We start from the raw sequence: 18,783 nt of genomic DNA, 5'->3' as shown, positions 1-18,783 counted from the left end.
TGGAAAATCGCGGCCCTCAGGCCTTGGGATGGTCAAGTCCGTGGCCTTGCGCCATGGCAACGATGACCTTGCGCGGCCCACTGAACGGCGCACGGGCGTGGGCGGTGAGCATGTTGTCGAGCATCAGCACGTCGCCGCTGTACCAGGGAAAGCTCACCGTGGCCTCGGCCAGCACGCCGCGGATGTCGTCGAGCAGGGATTCCTCGATGGGGCTGCCGTCGCCGTAGTAGACGTTGCGCGGCAGATCTTCCTCATCGACGATCTCCAGCAGACTCTCGCGCACCTCCTCCGGCAGGTTGGAGACATGGAACAGGTGCGCCTGGTTGAACCACACCCACTCACCGGTGCGCGGATGGCGCGCAACCGCCTGGCAGCGTTGGCGGGTACGCAGCTCGCCGTCGTCCTTCCACTCGCACTCGATGCGGTGGGCGCGGCAATAGGCCTCGACCACGGCGCGGTCGTCGCTGTTGAACACCTGTTCCCAGGCCACATCCAGGCCATTGCCGAAGTTGCGCACGTACATCAGCCCGCGCTCGGCGAAGCGCTGGCGGATCGCCTCGCCGACCTGGCGGTAGATCACCCGACTGTCGGCGATAGGCGTCTCGCCACCGCTCTGCGCGGCTTGCACGCAGTAGAACCAGATACGCATCGGCCATTCGCGGGTGTAGGCCTGCTCGTTGTGCAGAGGAATATGCTGGTGCGGTGGGTACTCGGTGGAGGTGTAGACGCCAGCGGTAACGTTGCTGCGCGGCGTCGAGCCGAACTCGTAGTTGAGCAATGGATCGCCAAAGCCGGCGGCGAAAGCGCGGAAGCGTTCCGCCTCGCCAACGCGAAAACCGCGCAGCAGTACACCGCCGCAGCGTTCGAGATGTTCATCGGTCAGCCCACGCAATGCAGCCTGGGCGTCCAGCAGGTCGACCTCGCCCTCGGCCTGGACCAACAGCGGCAGCCCATCAGGTGCTTCGGCCAGGGGTTGGATGGAAAACAGTGCCATCGAGCTCTCCATTCAGGCCCAGAGGGCCTGGAGATCGCGCCCGCGCTGACGCAGCTTGCCGAGCATCAGTTCGAGCAGGCGCGCCTCGCAGGCATTGATGAAGAAGTGATCGCCCTCGAGCATCTCCAACGAGAAGCCTTCGGCGGTTTCGTCCTGCCAGGCAGCCAGCGCGTCCACCGAGACCCGATCGGCCTTGCCACCGAATACATGGGTCGGACAGGCCAGCAGTGCACGGCGGTAATAGCGGTAACGGCCACACAGCAGGAAGTCGGCGCGCAGCACCGGGAGGGTCAGACGCAGCATTTCCTCGTCAGCGAATACCGCCTCGGGCGTGCCGCCAAGGCTGCGCAGGCGCTGCAGCAGCTGGGCATCGCTCTGCTCCACCGCCAGCTCGATATGGTTTTCGCGGCGCGACGGCGCCGGTGCAGCCGAGACGAACAACGCCTGCGGTGCCGGCAGGCCGCGCTGGCGGAATGCGTGCGCCAATTCGAAGACCAGCAGGCCGCCGAGGCTATGGCCGAACAGCGCATAAGGCAGGTCCAGCCGCTCTTCCAGCTCGCCGGCGAGTTGGTCGGCCAGGCCGAGCAGGTCGGTCTGCAGCGGCTCGTTGAAGCGCCGGCCACGGCCAGGCAGCTCCAGTGGAACCACCTCGACCCACTCCGGCAGGGACCGGCGCCAACGTGCATAGACCATCGCACTGGCGCCGGAATACGGCAGGCAGAACAGACGCAGGCGAGCGACCATCGTCACTGCCCCGCCGCTTGTTCGTCCATTGCCTGGCGCAGGCTCAGCGGCCGCATGTCGGTCCACTCACGATCGACGTAGGCCAGGCACTCCGCCTTGCTGCCGCGTTGGCCGGTCTCCCGCCAGCCGGCCGGAACCGCTTTGTAGTCCGGCCAGAGGGAGTACTGCTCTTCGTGGTTGACCAGGACTTTGAACAGCGCGTCTTCGCGATCGAATGCCATCTCTACTCTCCTTCGCCCCGCGGGGCGGTTGATCGGGCGGCACGGTGACCGAGCACCTGTTGGCCGCTTTCCGATGAAGACGAAGGAGTGAGCTGAATAGTTAGACTTCGCGTATGCGATTTATTCTCATTTCAACGGAACATGTGGTTGATACGAGAGTCCGACGAGCGCCTCCATTGAGCAGAAAGCTGCAAACGTCGCACCGAACGAATTGATAAGTATTATCATTTGGACTAGATTGACTCGCCTTCGAGCCAGTACAGGTGGGCCAGGCTGAGCGGGTAGCACGCTCGGCTGCCCCAGGACAGTCCAAGCCATATGGACGTCCGCCTTCGCGTCGTACAGGAAAACTCACATGCCTAAAACAATTTCAGCAGAGCAGCACCCGGCCCTGAATGACATGTTCGTCACGAACAGGCAGACCTTCATCAATGCCGCCGCGCGCATTCTCGGGTGTCGCAGCCATGCCGAAGACGTGGTGCACGATGCGTATCTGAAGCTGCGTGGGACTGCTGCGATTCCCGGCCCAACCTCGCAGATCAGTTATCTGCTGCGCGTGGTGCGCAACCTGGCCATTGACCGCTATCGCCGACAGGCGCTGGAAAAGCGCTATTCGGGCAGCGAGGAAGAAGGACTCTACGTCTGTGCCTCAGGGGCCTCTCCGGAGGGCCTCCACGAAAGCAGGCAGACGCTGGAAGCACTCTCCGAAGCCCTCGCGCAGCTGCCGGAACGCACCCGCTACGCCTTCGAGATGTACCGCTTGCAAGGGAAAACGCAGAGTGCGATCGCGGCTGAACTGGGGGTCTCGCCAACGCTGGTCAACTTCATGGTGCGCGACACGCTGATCCATTGCCGGCAAGCCCTTCAGAAGCTCGAGCGAAAGGACCGCTAAGGCCAACCGCAAAGGCGACGGTCGAAGCCGAGCGGATGCGGGCTCGCGGTCGCACGCCGCTTGACGGAACGGCATCGACCACTCTTCGCGGTCAAGACCGCTCCCACGGGCATCGTGCAATTCAGATCGTCTTATCCACTTTCTTGGCGGTGTCTTATCGGGAAACTCCGATAGCAGCTGCAAAATTGATAACCATTACCATTTGAATTAGGCTTTACGGCTTCCCGAAAATTTCCGGCGGATGGACCCCATGTTCGAACTGGACAGCGTCAGCTTCAGCATTCCCGAGCGCACGCTCTTGCATCCCCTGAGCCTGAGCATTCCGTCCGGGCGCATGGTCGGCCTGATCGGTCACAACGGCTCCGGCAAGTCCACGCTCATCAAGCTGCTGGCCCGCCAGCAATTGCCCAGCGCCGGGCTTATTCGCCTCGACGGCAAAGCCTTGTCGGACTGGAGCCAACGCGACTTCGCCCAGCAGGTCGCATACCTGCCGCAGCAGCTGCCACAGACCGATGGGCTGACCGTTCGGGAACTGGTAGGTTTCGGCCGCTATCCCTGGCATGGCGCACTGGGACGCTTCACCAGCGAGGACCGCGCCCAGGTGCAACGCGCGCTCGAACTGACCGACACCAGCGCCTTCGCCGACCGGCTGGTGGATCAGTTGTCCGGTGGCGAACGCCAGCGCGTCTGGCTGGCCATGTTGCTGGCGCAGAACACACGCTACCTCCTGCTGGATGAGCCCACCTCGGCGCTGGATATCGCCCACCAGGTGGAAGTCCTGTCGCGTGTCCAGGACCTCAGCCGCGAGCTCGGTCTCGGCGTACTGGTGGTGCTGCACGATATCAACATGGCGGCGCGCTACTGTGATGATCTGCTGGCGTTACACAGCGGCCGGCTGCTGGCTCAAGGCAATCCAGCCGAGCTCATGCACGGTGAAACCCTGGAGCGCATCTACGGCATTTCCATGGGTGTGCTGGCCAATCCAGCGGACGGGTCGCCGATCTGCTACGTGCACTGAGCGGGGCATGTCACCACAGCGCCCTGCCCTGCAGATCGAGCCGGCGTGACTACAGATCGCTCACATAGGCTGGCGGCTGGTCCAGCAGCGGACAGTTGTCGCAGTGCTCGAAATGCTCCAGCCGGTAACGAATGCAGCAGACCCGACGCTGACGCCAGAGACCGTCCGGACGCAGCGCCGGGCTGACCTCCACGTAACGCACAGGCCGGAACAGCGGATTGCGGCGTCCATCGGGGCGGCGCTCGCTGGTCAGCAGTTCATGGCCATGGGTGAGCGCCACGCCCGGCAACGCCTTGGCCATCTCGCCGAGGAACCACTCCAGATAATTGCCCGCGCTGCTCCACAGCACCTTGGGCGACAGCCGTACCTCCGATGCCAGCCCCTGGATGAAGGGCTGCAGATTGGCGTCGATCAGCTCGCCGAAACGCTGGAACGGATCACCCGGCGGCGCACTGAACGGCCCACCGTCATCGGGCAGCTTGAAGGCCTGCGGCAACCCCTGCTCGTCCAGCACCACCTCGACGCTGTCGAAAGCCAGCGGCAGACGCCAATTGAGCACCAGGGCGGCGGCCACCACTGGCGGAATCAGCCGCACCAGGTAGTACTTGGACCATTGGGAAGCCAGCGCACGACGGTCCTGCCCGGTATGCAACGGGTCGAAACGCTGGAAGATCGCCTCGAGCCGAGCCGGTTGCAGCAACTGGGACGCCGGTATCGACGGACGCGCATCGTCCCGAGTCGTCAGGACATCCCGGTAGCTGGCGAACTCGCCGACATACAGCGGCGCGAGGGCGGTGATCATCGCCGCTCCCGGTCATCGCACGGCGTGCAACTCAGCACAACCGGCATCGCTCGAAGAAGCGCTCGCGGCTTTGCACCATCAGCGCGGCACGCTTGTGCGGAAAGTCGAACTCCTTTTCCAGCCAGAAACCCAGGCGCTGCATATGCCCGATCATCCGGGCGTTGTCGGCGCGCGGCTCAGCCACGATGCGCTGGGTACGTGGCTCGTCCAGCAACAGGTAGTGAACCAGCGCCGGCAGCCAGCTTTCCACCTTGTGCGGACCGCGGTGCGCATCCTCTCCTACCAGCATGTGGATACCCCGGTCGTAGTCATCGGCGGAGTAGAACGGCGCGATGCGGTCCTCCTTGGCCCAGTAGGCCTCGAAGTAGCCGAACGGCTCACCATCGAAGCAGCCAATGAGGGCCAGCGTATGGGGGTCGGCCGCAAGCTTTTCCAGGTACTGCCGATGCTGCTCGAGACTGCCCTCCTCCTGCCAGAATGCCGCGACCCGTGGCTGATTCTGCCAGCGATTGAAGCGCTGCAGATCGGTATCGACTTCCAGGGCACGAAACGAGATCCAGCTGCCCAGCCGCACATCGAAACGACGGTACAGCTCGCCGCTCGGCTTTGGCGGGCGCAACGGATGGCGCTTGCCCTCGGTGACGCGCAGGCGCTGCGGATAGCCTTCGCTGGCCGGACCAGGACGCCAGGGTGTCGGCAATTGCCAGAACGTCGCCCGCTCCACCTGCCAGGCGCCGCTCGAGTCCCGGTTGAGCAGGCCGCTGTGCACCAGCTCCGCCGGGCACTCGTCCAGGCTCAGCGCCAGCCGCTGGCACAACGGGTCACTGGCAAACGCCTGGTAGGCCAACAGCCAGACCGCCTGGCGCATGTCGACGGCCGACAGTCGCCAGGAATCGCCCTGACGCTCGGCTCGGCCCAGCATTTGATCGTCGACCAGCAGGCTCAGCGCGTGATCGCCGCCATCGACGAGCAACTGCCGGCCATCAGGCAAAGGGATGGTGCAACCGGTCATGTTTATTACCTCGAAAAACCCAAGACGAACGAGCACCCGAAAAAATTAGTCGCTCGGTGAAAATCAACCGAACGACTCGAATCGCCAACGCGGTCAGCGATACTCAGGCACTTTCCGCGGTGCGGGCATGCGGCACCGTTGCGACCGCCGGCAGGTTGTCCAACAGCGAAGCGGCGATCTCCTCGGCACGCATCGGCAGTACCGACAGCAAGGTATCGCTGAGGCCGTGGCTGTCCTGGCTGAACCCTTGCAGATAGATGCCGGCACGCAAGCGGTCGTCGGCTTGAACCCGGTAATCGCGCCCGACGCTGAAGTCACCCAGATACTCCTGCAACGGCGCCAGCAGCTCGCGGTGCGAGGTGCGTTCGTAGCCGGTGGCCAGAATGACCGCATCGTAGCGACGGCTCTCCACCATGCCGGTGGCGCTGTCGCACAGGGTCAGCTCGACACCGTTCGCATCGGCGCGGGCCGCCTCTACCGACCGACGACAGAGGAAGCTGTGACGGGCGTCATTGGCGACCTTCTGGCGATAGAAAATGCCATAGATGCGCTCGATCAGGTCGAGATCGACCACCGAATAGTTGGTGTTGTGATACTCCTGAATCAGCTTCTCGCGCTCGCTTTCCGGCTCGTTGAACACCAGGTCGGTGTAGTTCGGCGCGAAAATCTCGTTGACGAAAGGACTGTCATCAGCCGGCTTCAGGACGGCGGCACGCAGGATCATGTCCACCTGCACGGACGGGAAGCTGTCGTTCAGATCGATGAAGGCTTCGGCCGCACTCTGACCGCCGCCCACCACTGCGATGCGCATCGGCTCGTGCCGGGTGCAGCGTTGCTGGGCCATGCACTCCAGATAACGCGAATGGTGGAAAACTCGGGAGTCGCTACGCAACGGCGCAAAGGCCTCGGGAATACGCGGCGTGCCGCCGGTACTGAGCACGATGGAACGCGCCAGACGAAAATGCTCACGCCCCTGGGCATCGGTCGAGATTACCTTGAGCCGATCGATGCCCTGGGCACTGGATACGGGCTCGACACGCTTCACCGTCTCGCCATAGGCGCACTGGTCAGCGAACTGGCGTCCCACCCAGCGCAGGTAGTCGTTGTACTCGAGACGGCAGGGATAAAAGGTGCCCAGGTTGATGAAATCGATCAGCCTGCCCTGCTCGTGCAGGTAGTTGACGAAGCTGTAGGGGCTGGTGGGATTGCGCAGCGTCACCAGATCCTTGAGAAAGGAAATCTGCAGTTCGCTCTGCGCCACCAGGGTATTGCCATGCCAGCGATAATCCTGCTGCTTGTCGAGAAACAGCATGTGGCAATCGCGCTTCTGGCGCTGGGTCTGCTCCTGCAAGGCGATGGCCAGCGCCAGATTGGAGGGGCCGAAGCCGATGCCCAGCACGTCATACGTTGGAGCGATCAATTGAGTCATGGGTGCCTGTGTCCTCTAGCCGTTTACCACGGACCGACGCATACGCGCCGACCACCGGAAGCACGCCTCCGCCGTCATGCCGACGGGGTGAAAGCGGCTTTGAAGAGAAGACGAGGCAGCGACCGAGAAATTTAGAATCATTCTCATTCACAGCACGTTGGCCCGAACGAATGCCGACGATCAGCGGGTCCAACTGAGCAGGCGGACGCGACAATGCTTCATTGCATTTACGATGTGCTTCTCCACCATGTCCCGGGACAAGCAAAGGCGTTCAGCGATTTCCGCGTGAGAGCAGCCTTCCACCTTGCGCAACAGAAACGCCTCGCGACACGCCGCCGGCAATTCGTCCAGCGCCCGGCGCAGCAGCATCAACTGCTGGGCCTGAATGGCATGCTCTTCGGGATCGTGCTCGTCCAGACACTGCTCGTGATCGAGGCTGTCGAGCGGTTCGCTACGTCGCACCCGGGCGCGGCGATGCAGGTCGATGCTGAGGTTGGTGGCGGTCTTGAAGAGAAAGGCGCGAGGCTGCTCGATATCGCTCTCCGCCCTGCGATCGAGCAGGCGCACAAAGGCATCGTGCGCCAAATCGGTGGCAGCCTGACGATCGCCAAGCCGCCGACTGAGGTAGTGGATGATTTCCTGATAATGGTGGATCACAGCGGCTTCCCTTCGGCGTTCCCGCCTGAAACCGCACCATGCAGGTATCCGGGCGAGACACAACGTGCGGATGCATGCTGGCAGTCCATGTCACCCCATACTTATAATCACTCGCATTTTTTTGAAATGAAAGCGTGCTAACGCTTCCGGATTCCTCGAATGACTGGCAAACCGCCCCCCTCTGACCATGATCGCCTGAGCGCCGAAGCCGCACTCTGGTGCACGCGTATGCACGACCAGGACTGCTCGGTGGAAGACCGCCGGGACTTCGTCCGTTGGCTCGCAGAAGACCCGCGCCACCGCGCCGAGTACGATGCGATGCTGAGCATCTGGCAGTTGGCCGAGAATCTGAAGCAACCCAACCCGTCAGCCGCTGCGTCCTCGACCGTAGCGCACATCCACCCGCCCATCCGCCCGCGCGGCCGGCACCGCCTGGGGCGCGTCGCCGCGGCTGCCGCGGTGCTGGTAGTTGCCGTCGGCACGCTGTGGTCGGCCGGTTGGTCGGTGGGTATGCTGCCGTCACGGATAGGCTATTACGCCGCTGAAAACGCGCCGCGCAAGGTCGAACTGGCCGATCATTCGCAAGTCCAGCTCAACAGCCATACCCGGCTGATTTTCGCCAGTTATCGCGACCGTCGAAGTGCCTGGTTGAACGGCGGTGGCGAAGCCTTCTTCGAGGTCCGCCACGACCGATCACAGCCTTTCACCGTGCACACCGACAACGGCCAGGTGCGCGTGACCGGCACCCGCTTCAACGTCTGGACCAACCCGCAGCAGTTGCTCGTCACGCTGCTGGACGGCTCGGTGACCGTCAGCCCGCCCGAAGGCGTGAGCGGCAACAGCGCCCAACTGATGCCTGGCATGCAGGCCCGCTACAGTCAGGTCAGCAGGCGAATCGAGGTGGAGCAGGTGACGCCGGCAGGCGCCATCGCCTGGATTCAGGGCAAGCTGGTGCTGGACGACCTGCCATTGAGCAGCGCCCTTCCGCTGATCAATCGCTACCTGGAGAAACCGGTTCGCCTCGGCGATGACGAAGCGGGCGCGATGCGCATCGGCGGCGTTTACCAGACCAACGACCTGCGGGCGTTGATCGATTCGCTGCCGGTCGTTCTGCCGATTGAGCTCACGCAGCGCGGCGACAGCACCGTCCTGATGAGTCGCAAAAAGGCGCTCTGAGCGCCTTCGCTCATCAGCACAAGGCTGACGCAAGAAGCTGATTTTTTTATTCAGTTTTTTGCCGCCTCATCCGTCTTAACAGGAACGATTCGGATTTACCGCCGCTGGCCGGTAGCGATTCGCCCGCGACTTCCTGTTAGGACCCCACGATGCAGACATCCACGAACAGCACGCTCCGCGAACTTTTCCGGCTCCTTCGGCCATTCGGCCCGCAACTGTTCGGCGCCACGCTGCTCGGTATGCTCGGTGGCGCCAGCATCACTGCCCTGCTGGCCACGATCAACTACAGTCTGCATTCGGACGATGGCCTGCAAAGCGGCCTGCTGCTGGGCTTCGCCGGCCTGTGCCTGATGGCGCTGCTGGGCTCGGTCGTGTCCGATATCGGCACCAACTATGTCGGGCAACACGTCATCGCCCGGCTGCGCAAGGATCTCGGCAGCAAGATCATCTCCGCGCCAATCGATCAGATCGAGCGCTACCGCAGCCACCGTCTGATTCCGGTGCTGACCCACGACATCGACACCATCAGCGACTTCGCCTTCGCCTTCGCACCATTGGCCGTGTCCTTCACCGTCAGCATCGGCTGCCTGGGCTACCTGGCCTCGCTGTCGCTGCCGATGTTTCTTGCGACCGCACTGGCCATCGTGATCGGCAGCGCTGTGCAGTACGTCGCGCGCAGCAAGGGTATTCGCGGCTTCTTCGAAGCCCGCGACGAAGAAGATGAACTGCAGAAGCACTACCGCGCCATGGCCGAAGGTGCGAAAGAACTGCGCATCAGCCGCCCACGCCGTTTCCAGCACTACAGCGAGCGCTTGCAGGGCACTGCTGACCGCATCTGCGACATCCAGGTCAGCTCGATCAACCTGTTCGTGATCGCCAAAGGCTTCGGCTCGACGCTGTTCTTTATCGTCATCGGTGTCGCGCTGGCGTACCAGACGATCTGGCCGAGCACCGACAAGGCCACCCTGAGCGGTTTCATCCTCGTGCTGCTGTACATGAAAGGCCCGCTGGAACACCTGATCGGGCAACTGCCCATCGTCAGCCGCGCGCAGGTCGCCTTCCGCCGCATCGCCGAGCTATCGGTGCGCTTCTCGTCCCCGGAACCCAACCTGCTGCTGCGTGACGATGGTCGCCCCGCGCTGCCCATGAACGGGATCGAGCTGCGCGGCCTGCACTACCACTACCCCACCGAAGACGGCAGCCAAGGCTTTGGTGTCGGCCCGCTGGACCTGACCGTGCGCCCGGGGGAAATCCTCTTCATTGCCGGCGAGAACGGCTGCGGGAAAACCACGCTGATCAAGCTACTGCTCGGCCTCTATGTGCCCCAGGGCGGCGAGCTGAGGATCAACGGCCAGCCGGTGACGGACCGCAACCGCGACGACTATCGCCAGCTGTTCACCACGATTTTTGCGGACTATTTCCTCTTCGAAGACCTGCTCAAGGAAAGCGAGGACATTCCCGTCGAAGCCAGTCGCTACCTGGAGCGTCTGGAGATCGCCCACAAGGTCACGCTGGACGGGCATAACTACTCCACCATCGACCTCTCCACCGGCCAGCGCAAGCGTCTGGCCCTGGTCCAGGCCTGGCTGGAAAAACGCCCAGTGCTGGTGTTCGACGAATGGGCGGCCGACCAGGACCCGGAATTCCGGCGCATCTTCTACACCGAGTTGCTGCCGGAACTGCGCGCCCAGGGCCGCACGCTGATCGTGATTTCTCACGACGATCGGTATTTCGATGTGGCCGACCGCCTGCTGAGAATGAGCGCGGGGCGCATCACGGAAATTCGCGAAAACCCGCGCCACACGCAGCCGCACGACGCTGCGGTGCATTGAGACAACTATTTTTTCCGGTTTTTGATTGCTGCTGCGTCATATAAATCTAAATCGTTCTTAACAACACTTCTATCCAAGGAGCTACACAGTGAAACGGTCTCTCAGCGCTTCGCATCGCAAAAAGCCACTGGCCGCGATTGTCCGTGCCGCCGCGATTGGGCTGACATTGAGCGCCACCGGCGCCTTCGCCGCGCCGGTCAGTATCGATGTTCCCGCTCAACCCTTGGCGTCTGCGCTGACAAACCTGGGTGCACAGACCGACCTGCAGATTCTCTTCAATCAGGCTCAGGTACAGAATCTGCGCACCTCCGGCGTCCGCGGCGAGATGGAGCCGACCGAGGCACTGGAAACCTTGCTCCGTGATACAGGCATTCGCTACCGGATCGACGGTAACCGGGTGTCTCTGATGGCTGACGAAACCAGCGATACCGCCCCTCTGGTCATGCCCGAAACGGTAGTCGAAGGCGTCATCGAAGGTCACGACAGCTTCGTGCCGAAGATGTCGAACAGCGGCAGCAAGACCGACACGCCGATCCTCGAGATCCCCCAGTCGGTCTCGGTAATCACCCGCGCCCAGCTCGAGACTCAGGGCGCACAGACCGTCACCGAAGCGCTGCGCTACGTACCCGGGGTCAAGGTGGAAACCTATGGCCTGGATCCTAAAGGCTACGACTGGCTGTTCATCCGTGGCTTCAACGGTCAGAGCACCAGCGACTACCTCAACGGCCTGCGCCAGCAGAACAACGACTATGCGCTGTTCCGCAGTGAGCCCTATGCCCTGGAACGTATCGATGTGGTTCGCGGCCCGGCCTCGACACTGTTTGGCCAGGGCGATGCTGGCGGCGTGATCAACCGGGTAAGCAAGAGGCCGACGGCAAAACAACTCAATGAGGTGCAGCTCACGGCCGGCAGTCATGACCGCCGCCAAGGTCAGTTCGACGTCGGTGGTGCCCTCGACGAGCAGAACCAATTCCTTTACCGGGTCGTCGGCTTATATCGCGATGCAAACACTCAGGTCGAATACGACGATGGCCACGAGCTGGAAGACGACCGCCAGTACATCGCGCCGTCCTTTACTTGGGCGCCTGACGAAGACACCAGCCTGACCCTGCTCACCGATTTCCTCCGTGATCGCAACGGCGGCAGCCTGTTCGTCTACACCAAGCCCAACGGCCACACCACCGACACCCTGCTGGGCGACCACAGCTTCAACCACTTCGACCAGGACCAGTACAGCCTCGGCTATGAGTTCCGTCACCGCTTCAACGATGCCTTGGAGTTCCGCCAAAACCTGCGCTACGGTCAGGTTGATCTGACCTTCAACAACCTGCTACCCGCACTCGTTGATACCGCCAGCGGCACCGTGATTCGCGCGGCAGACCGGCGCCAGCAGCACCTGGACACCTTCGCCGTGGACAACCAGCTGCAGGTCGATTTCGCCACCGGTACGATCCGCCATACTCTGCTGACCGGCATCGATTACAGCTGGCAGGACGCCGATATCAAGTTCTATCGCAACCTGCCGCTGGGCTTCGGTGGGCAGACTCCGCCGCTGAGCGTAAACAACCCAATTTATGGGCAGCCGATTCCGACGCCAGAGCCGGGCAATCCCCTGACCCAGACTCGAGCAGACTACGACCAAACCATCGAGCAGCTCGGCGCCTACGTACAGGATCAGATTCACCTCGACAACAACTGGTTGCTGACCCTTGGCGGCCGTCACGACCGTGTGCGCAACGACTTCGACAACAACGTCGGCGCATCGACAAACCAGAAGGACGACGCCTTTACTGGTCGCGTCGGCTTGACCTACCTGACCGACTTCGGCCTGGCCCCCTATATCAGCTACGCCGAATCCTTCGCCCCCAACAGCGGGGTGGATCGATTGAGCCGTACCTTCGATCCGAGCGAGGCCAACCAGTGGGAAGCCGGGGTGAAATACCAGCCGCATGATGATCTGCTGCTAACCCTGGCGGCCTTCGACCTGATCAAGACCAACGTGCTGACCGCAGAGCGTGACAGCAGCGGTGCCACAACCGGCTTCAACGTCGCCGAAGGCAAGCAGCGCTCACGAGGCATCGAGGCGGAAGCCCGCGCCAAGTTGGGCGAGCATTGGGATGTGCTGGCTTCCTATACCTACACCAAAGCCGAGATTACTCGCAGTAACGATGGCAATCAGGGGAACCGCCCGGCCAACGTGCCGGAGCATATGGCCTCGGCCTGGGTTAACTACAGCTTCACCGACGGCACGCTGCACGGCCTGACCCTTGGCGGCGGTGCCCGCTATGTCGGCTCGATGTACGGCAACAGCGCCAACACCTTCGGCGCCGACAGCTACACCCTGTTCGATGCCTCGGCCAGCTACGCGTTAACCCCACAGGTCACCCTGGGGCTGTACGCACAGAACCTGCTGAACGAGGACTACACCGCCACCTGCGATTCGGCGACCAGCTGCTATCCGGGTCTGGAGCGCAACCTCATGGCTAGCGTGAAGTACGCCTGGTAACCCCTCCGCGTACTACCGATTGCCCACCATCCCGGGCCCCTCAGCGAGGGGCCCGACGCATTTCCGGAGCCGTCATGCTGCTTTCGAAACACTGGAGTCCCGCATGTCACTGAGTCGCCGCCAACTGCTCGGCCAGCTCGGCATGGGAGGGTTGGCGCTGGCGGCCGGGCTGCCGCTGCGCATCAGGGCCGAACCCCTGCGGCGCGTCGTCGCGATCAACTGGGCCGCGGCGGAAACCCTGCTCACCCTCGGTGTCGCCCCGCTGGCCATCTCCGATGTCGGCTACTACAACCGGCGAATGCCGACCTGGTCGGTGAAGCCGCCGGTGCTGGATATCGGCCCCTACTGGGAGCCGAACCTGGAGCTGCTCCAGCAACTGAAGCCAGAACTGATCCTCTGCGATCCGCTGCCCCCTACGGTCGACCGTGCGCTACGCAGCATTGCACCCACCGAGGTGGTAGACATCTACCCCACCGAGCAAGGTGTCTGGCACAGCGCCAGCATATTCACATTGCGGCTCGCCGAACGCCTGGACCTGGAGCCGCGTGCCGTGGCCTATCTGCAGATGGCCAATGAGCGTCTCGAGGCGTTGGCCAAGCAATTGGCAAGCCGCCCGCAGCCGCCTTTGTGTATCGCGGTGCTCAACCAGGATGGCCGCCACGCGACGGTCTATGGCCGGCACAGCATGGCCCAGGATGTGCTCGATCGGCTCGGGCTGGTCAATGCCTGGCAGGGTCCGAGCAATGCCATGGGTTTCAGCCTGACCGGGGTTGAGCGGCTCGCCGAAACGCCCAATACCCACCTGCTCTACATCGAGATCCCGACCACCTCGGCGCGTCTGCAGAGCCTGCGCCAGCCCAACGCGTTATGGGACAACCTGCCGTCCGTGCGTAACGGCCAGAGCCAGCCTCTCGGCAAGTTCTACCCCTACGGTGGCGTTGCCTCCGCTCTGAGCCTGGCCGAACGCATCGCCGACTACCTCTTGAAGAGCGATCCGCATGTCTGATTCCCTCACCGCCTTGCCCGCCGGACGTGGCGAGTCCTACCGCAACCCGCTGCCCTGGGTCCTGGCGCTCGGGTTGGTCGCCCTGTCCCTGGCGGTCCACGGCCTGCAAGGGCTGCTTCCCCGGGAGGTCTGGTGGCAAGCACTGTGGAACCCGGATCTCGACGATTCGCGTCAGGTCATGCTGCACTACAGCTTCGCGCCTCGGCTGCTGGTCAGCCTGTTGGCCGGCGCCGCCCTGGGGCTGGCCGGCACGCTGTTCCAGCAGGTGCTGCGCAACCCGCTCGCCGAGCCGGTGACGCTCGGGGTTGCGGGCGGCGCCAATCTGGCGCTGTCGGTGTTCACCATCGGCGCGCCTGGGCTGCTGGCCCGCTTCGGTGTCGAATGGGCCACGCTGCTGGGGGCCGGGCTGGCAACGCTGGCTTTGTTCTCCATTGCCTGGGGACGGACGCTTTCGCCATTGCGCTTCATCCTTGCCGGCATGGTGATCAGCCTCTACTGCAACGCCATCAACGCGTTGCTCGTGCTGTTCAATCACGACTACCTGATCGACTTGCTGCTCTGGCAGGCCGGCTCACTGAACCAGAGCGGCTGGGACGGCGTCACCTATCTGCTGCCTCGCCTGCTTGGCGCGGCACTGCTCGCCGGGCTCTTGCTGCGCCCGCTGGCGGCGCTCGGCCTTGAAGACGAGAGCGCTTCCAGCCTTGGCGTCTCGCTGCGCACCACGCGCAGCCTGGCATTGCTCAGCGCGGTGGCGCTGAGCGCCTTCGTCACCAGTTGCGTCGGCATCATCGGGTTCGTCGGGCTCGCCGCGCCGGCCATCGCGCGTCTGACCGGTGCCCGCACCCTGCGCCAGCGGCTGATCTGGGCGCCGCTACTGGGTGCCGTGCTGCTCTGCCTGGTCGATCAGAGCGCCCGGGAAATCTCGCGTTTCGTTGGAGAAGTTCCAGCCGGCATCCTCACCTCCGTTTTCAGCGTGCCCCTGCTGCTCTGGCTGCTGAGCCGCCAGCGTGCCGGCGGTATTCGTCCGGCACGCGCCAGCAGCGGCGGCCGTGCGGTGTCCTCCAGGCGGGCGATCGTGGGTGTCGCTTTGTTGTTGCTCCTGCTACTGCCGGTCGCGCTATTCCTGGCGCCGGTGGCGGACGGCTGGCAATGGAGTTCGCTCGACCAGTTGCAGCCGGTACTGCAATGGCGGCTGCCTCGCGTCGTGGCGGCGATTGCAGCCGGTGCCATGCTGGCGGCCGCCGGCCTCTTGGTTCAGCGCCTGACCGGTAATCCCATGGCCAGCCCGGAAGTGCTCGGAGCCAGTTCCGGCGCCGCGCTGGCGGTGCTGATCCTGTTTCTCGTGGCGAGCCGGCCGGAACCGCTGATGCTGCCGGCCGCGAGTGTTGGCGCCCTGCTTACGCTCGGCTTGCTGCTGTGGCTCGGCTGGCGCAGCGCCTTCAGCGCCGAGCGCATGCTGCTCACCGGGGTCTGCCTGACCACCCTGCTCGGCTCGCTGAGCACGCTGATGATGGCCAGCGGCGATCCGCGCATGACCATGCTGATGAGCTGGATGACCGGTTCGACCTACCATGTCGATGAGACACGGGCATGGGTGGCGCTAGGTGTTGCCGGCCTGCTGCTTCCGTCAAGTCTGCTGCTGGCGCGGCCGCTCGAGTTGCTGACGTTAGGGACGGGACCGGCCTCGGCCCTGGGGCTGCGCCTGCGTCTGAGCCAACTGACGATCCTGATGCTTGCGGCGTTGTTGACTGCCGCCGGGACGCTAATCGTCGGCCCGCTCAGCTTCGTCGGGTTGATCGCGCCTCACATCGTCCGTCAGCTCGGCATCCGCCACGCCGTGCCACAGCTATCGCTTGCCGCGTTGATCGGGGGATCGATCATGCTGATAGCCGACTGGCTGGGACGCAGCATCGCCTACCCCTGGCCCGTCTCCGCGGGGCTGCTGGCCGCATTCATCGGCTGTCCATATTTCCTCTGGCTGATGCGTCGCGAACGGGGTTGAACCCGAGCGGCGGCAAGTCGAGAGCACGCCAGCTCCGCCCGAGAAGGATGATCCGAACCGCCCGAAGACACGCCTGAGCGTGTCCGATGCCGGTTCGATCTCCATCGACCTTTCGGCGTCTCGCTCGAACCTCTGCGTCCGGCTGGGCTCAGTTCAAGGACAACGGAAACCGCAGCGGCCCTGCTGTTTTCAACTTGAACGCACGCCAATATGCCGATCGGGAGGCAACGTTTTGCCAAAACACTCGCGATGGAATGAGCCTCGTGCAGACGACGGATCGTCCTGTTGCCATGAAAGACAAAGCACGCTCAGGGTATTCGATATCGACTTCTACAATGGATCACATGCGGCACTCGTCTCGCAGATCATCGACGCGAGCGACAGTGAGTTCAGCTATATCGTTACGCCAAACGTCAACCATGTGGTCAAGCTCCAGGACGACCCGGCGCTGCGCAGTGCTTATGCCAACGCCAGCCACCGGATCTGCGATAGCCAGGTCTTGCAGGGCCTGATGAAGCTCATGCGCATCCCCGTGCGCGAGGTCATTCCTGGCAGCAGTCTGACCGAAGAGCTCATGAGCATTGCCGAGGCCAGGAGATGGTCGGTCACCGTCATCGGCAATGAAGCCGCGGAAATAAGGACGATGCGCCGGCGATACCCGCATGTGACCTTCTTCCATCACAACCCACCCATGGGGTTCTGGGATCGTCCGGAACTCATTCAAGCGTGCCTGGATTTCGTGACCACTCACCCTGCGCACCTCGTCGTGCTTGCGGTCGGGTGCCCGCGCCAGGAACTGCTCGGCCAGCTGATTCATGCAAACGGAGGCGCAAAGGGCGTCGGACTTTGCGTGGGTGCGTCGATCAATTTCCTGTCCGGCAGGGTCAAGCGTGCCCCGAAATGGATGCAGCGCATGTCGCTCGAATGGTTGCATCGCATGTGCACGGAACCCAGACGGCTGGCGAAACGCTACGTGACGGACGCGATTCGCATCGTCCCGATCATCGTCCGTCAGCTGCGCTAGCGATCAATCGTTCGCGCTCGGACGCCAGCCGCGGGCACGTTCAAGCGAATCCGAGGACGGGCCAGACCAATCCTCGACCAGGCGGCCGAGTGCCGCCTGCGGCCCCCGGAACAGCGCCTGGCCTGCGTTGGCAGTGTCTCGACGAGCGGCGCTGGGCATCTGGCCCATGGCGTTGCCGGCAACCGGCAATAGCACTCGCTGGCACCTTCTGCGATAGTTGTACGACCAGTCGCGTTGCGGCTGGCACACCCTTGCCCACAAGGCATTTGGTGCTCGTGACGCGATAGGCGCTTTGCTGCCAGTACCCTTGCGCAATCTGCCGCGTCCCGTTTGCGCGCTACCCGCGCGTCCCGATGGCCAACCCGCCATCGCCGAGCCCGCCGCTGCCCCGTCAGCGCCCGGCCGTTCGCCGATAACAACCAAAAGACCGATCCGAACAAGGACGCCCCATGAAACTGACCCGTTGCTTCACCGCGCTGGCCGTCGCCGCCACACTGTCCGCGAGCTTCTCCGCCGCGGCCCGCGAATACTCCGTCTCCACCGTGCTCTCCGACGCCTTCCCCTGGGGTCAGGCCGCGCAGAAATGGGCCGATCTGGTCGAGGAACGCTCCAAGGGCGAAATCACGCTGCGTGTCTACCCCAATGCCCAACTGGTCGCCGGCGACCAGACCAAAGAATTCTCGGCCATGCGCTCAGGGCTGATCGACATGGCAGTCGGCTCGACCATCAACTGGTCGCCGCAGGTGCCGGAGCTGAATCTGTTCTCGCTGCCGTTCCTGATGGCCGACAGCGCCGACCTCGACGCCATTACCCAGGGTGAGGCGGGCAAGCAGGCATTCGAAGCGATTGAGAAGCGTGGCATCGTCCCGCTGGCATGGGGGGAGAATGGTTTCCGCGAGCTGTCCAACTCCGTCAAGCCGATACGGACCCCTGAGGACCTGTCAGGCCTGAAGATCCGGGTGGTCGGCTCGCCGTTGTTCCAGGACACCTTCACCGCCCTGGGCGCCAATCCCACCCAGATGAGCTGGGCCGATGCCAAGCCGGCGTTGACCACCGGTGCCGTCGATGGCCAGGAAAACCCCTTGTCGGTGTTCGACGTCGCTCGAGTCGATCAGGTCGGCCAGAAGCACCTGACGCTCTGGCATTACATGGCCGACCCGCTGATCTTCGCGGTGAACCAACGCGTGTGGAAGCAGTTGCCGGAAGCTGACCGCGAACTGCTCCGCCAGGCGGCGATCGATGCGGGCAAATGGGAGATCGAACTCTCGCGTAGCGCCGAAGCCAAGCGGCTGGAAGACATCCGCGCCCGCGGCGTAGAGGTGGTCGAATTGACCGAACAAGAGCACGAGGCCTTCGTGCAAGCGACCCACAGCGTTCAGCAAAGCTGGACGCCGAAGATTGGCGCCGAACTGGTCGAAGCTGCCCGCAGCGCCATCAACGCCCAGTAAAACCGTTCTGCCCGGCGGCG

General features: G+C 63.5%; 16 protein-coding genes. 9 read left to right on the top strand and 7 right to left on the bottom strand.

Going from position 1 to position 18,783, the window contains the following annotated elements:
• Positions 1 to 16 precede the first annotated feature (16 nt).
• Genes KVO92_RS00250 through KVO92_RS00240 form a run of 3 tightly spaced genes read right to left on the bottom strand, consistent with a single transcriptional unit; the run spans position 17 to position 1,959 of the window.
• Entirely contained in the window at positions 17 to 994 is a 978-nt protein-coding gene (locus KVO92_RS00250; RefSeq protein ID WP_423836217.1) for a TauD/TfdA family dioxygenase, read from the bottom strand.
• Positions 995 to 1,006: 12 nt separating this feature from the next.
• Positions 1,007 to 1,744 (bottom strand): thioesterase II family protein, encoded by a 738-nt coding sequence (locus KVO92_RS00245; RefSeq protein ID WP_423836216.1) that lies wholly within the window; start codon positions 1,742 to 1,744, stop codon positions 1,007 to 1,009.
• Positions 1,741 to 1,959, bottom strand: coding sequence for an MbtH family protein (locus KVO92_RS00240; protein WP_217473666.1), 219 nt, complete (start codon positions 1,957 to 1,959; stop codon positions 1,741 to 1,743). The genes KVO92_RS00245 and KVO92_RS00240 overlap by 4 nt, the downstream gene beginning before the upstream one ends.
• 355 nt (positions 1,960 to 2,314) lie before the next feature.
• On the opposite strand from KVO92_RS00240, the gene KVO92_RS00235 reads away from it, so the two are divergent.
• Together KVO92_RS00235 and KVO92_RS00230 are read left to right on the top strand one after the other, a co-directional pair.
• The gene (locus tag KVO92_RS00235) at positions 2,315 to 2,851 is read left to right on the top strand and encodes an RNA polymerase factor sigma-70 (protein WP_217473665.1); all 537 of its coding nucleotides are present in this window, start codon (positions 2,315 to 2,317) and stop codon (positions 2,849 to 2,851) included.
• Between the two features lie 250 nt (positions 2,852 to 3,101).
• The gene (locus tag KVO92_RS00230; protein WP_217473664.1) at positions 3,102 to 3,869 is read left to right on the top strand and encodes an ATP-binding cassette domain-containing protein; all 768 of its coding nucleotides are present in this window, start codon (positions 3,102 to 3,104) and stop codon (positions 3,867 to 3,869) included.
• 49 nt (positions 3,870 to 3,918) lie between these two features.
• Here KVO92_RS00230 and fhuF read toward each other — a convergent pair whose 3' ends face one another.
• From fhuF to KVO92_RS00210, 4 genes are all read right to left on the bottom strand, one after another.
• Positions 3,919 to 4,671, bottom strand: coding sequence for a siderophore-iron reductase FhuF (gene fhuF / locus KVO92_RS00225; protein ID WP_217473663.1), 753 nt, complete (start codon positions 4,669 to 4,671; stop codon positions 3,919 to 3,921).
• 31 nt (positions 4,672 to 4,702) lie between these two features.
• Positions 4,703 to 5,683, bottom strand: a complete 981-nt coding sequence (locus tag KVO92_RS00220; RefSeq protein WP_217473661.1) for a GNAT family N-acetyltransferase — start codon at positions 5,681 to 5,683, stop codon at positions 4,703 to 4,705.
• 103 nt (positions 5,684 to 5,786) lie between these two features.
• Positions 5,787 to 7,112, bottom strand: a complete 1,326-nt coding sequence (locus KVO92_RS00215; protein ID WP_217473659.1) for a lysine N(6)-hydroxylase/L-ornithine N(5)-oxygenase family protein — start codon at positions 7,110 to 7,112, stop codon at positions 5,787 to 5,789.
• 180 nt (positions 7,113 to 7,292) lie between these two features.
• On the bottom strand, positions 7,293 to 7,769 hold the full coding sequence (locus KVO92_RS00210) for a sigma-70 family RNA polymerase sigma factor (protein ID WP_217473658.1): 477 nt from the start codon (positions 7,767 to 7,769) through the stop codon (positions 7,293 to 7,295).
• Positions 7,770 to 7,928: 159 nt separating this feature from the next.
• Here KVO92_RS00210 and KVO92_RS00205 point away from each other — a divergent pair, with 159 nt between their 5' ends.
• The 7 genes from KVO92_RS00205 to KVO92_RS00175 all read left to right on the top strand — a co-directional run bounded on the left by KVO92_RS00205 (position 7,929) and on the right by KVO92_RS00175 (position 18,763).
• Complete coding sequence (locus KVO92_RS00205; protein WP_217473657.1) at positions 7,929 to 8,945, top strand: FecR family protein; 1,017 nt, start codon at positions 7,929 to 7,931, stop codon at positions 8,943 to 8,945.
• Positions 8,946 to 9,094: 149 nt separating this feature from the next.
• The gene (locus KVO92_RS00200) at positions 9,095 to 10,777 is read left to right on the top strand and encodes a cyclic peptide export ABC transporter (RefSeq protein WP_217473655.1); all 1,683 of its coding nucleotides are present in this window, start codon (positions 9,095 to 9,097) and stop codon (positions 10,775 to 10,777) included.
• Between the two features lie 88 nt (positions 10,778 to 10,865).
• Complete coding sequence (locus tag KVO92_RS00195; protein ID WP_217473653.1) at positions 10,866 to 13,283, top strand: TonB-dependent siderophore receptor; 2,418 nt, start codon at positions 10,866 to 10,868, stop codon at positions 13,281 to 13,283.
• Between the two features lie 103 nt (positions 13,284 to 13,386).
• Positions 13,387 to 14,289 (top strand): ABC transporter substrate-binding protein, encoded by a 903-nt coding sequence (locus KVO92_RS00190; protein WP_217473652.1) that lies wholly within the window; start codon positions 13,387 to 13,389, stop codon positions 14,287 to 14,289.
• A complete protein-coding gene (fhuB, locus tag KVO92_RS00185) occupies positions 14,282 to 16,291 on the top strand; it encodes a Fe(3+)-hydroxamate ABC transporter permease FhuB (protein WP_217473651.1) in 2,010 nt (669 codons plus the stop codon). Before KVO92_RS00190 ends, fhuB begins: the two co-directional genes overlap by 8 nt.
• 79 nt (positions 16,292 to 16,370) lie before the next feature.
• Positions 16,371 to 17,315 carry a WecB/TagA/CpsF family glycosyltransferase gene (locus KVO92_RS00180; RefSeq protein ID WP_336512591.1) on the top strand — a complete coding sequence of 315 codons (945 nt, stop codon included), beginning with the start codon at positions 16,371 to 16,373 and terminating at the stop codon, positions 17,313 to 17,315.
• A gap of 449 nt (positions 17,316 to 17,764) precedes the next feature.
• A complete protein-coding gene (locus KVO92_RS00175) occupies positions 17,765 to 18,763 on the top strand; it encodes a DctP family TRAP transporter solute-binding subunit (protein ID WP_217473650.1) in 999 nt (332 codons plus the stop codon).
• Positions 18,764 to 18,783 lie beyond the last annotated feature (20 nt).

It is taken from the genome of Stutzerimonas stutzeri, from assembly GCF_019090095.1.
Lineage (GTDB): Bacteria > Pseudomonadota > Gammaproteobacteria > Pseudomonadales > Pseudomonadaceae > Stutzerimonas > Stutzerimonas stutzeri_AN.
This window is presented reverse-complemented; position numbering and strand designations above follow the sequence as displayed.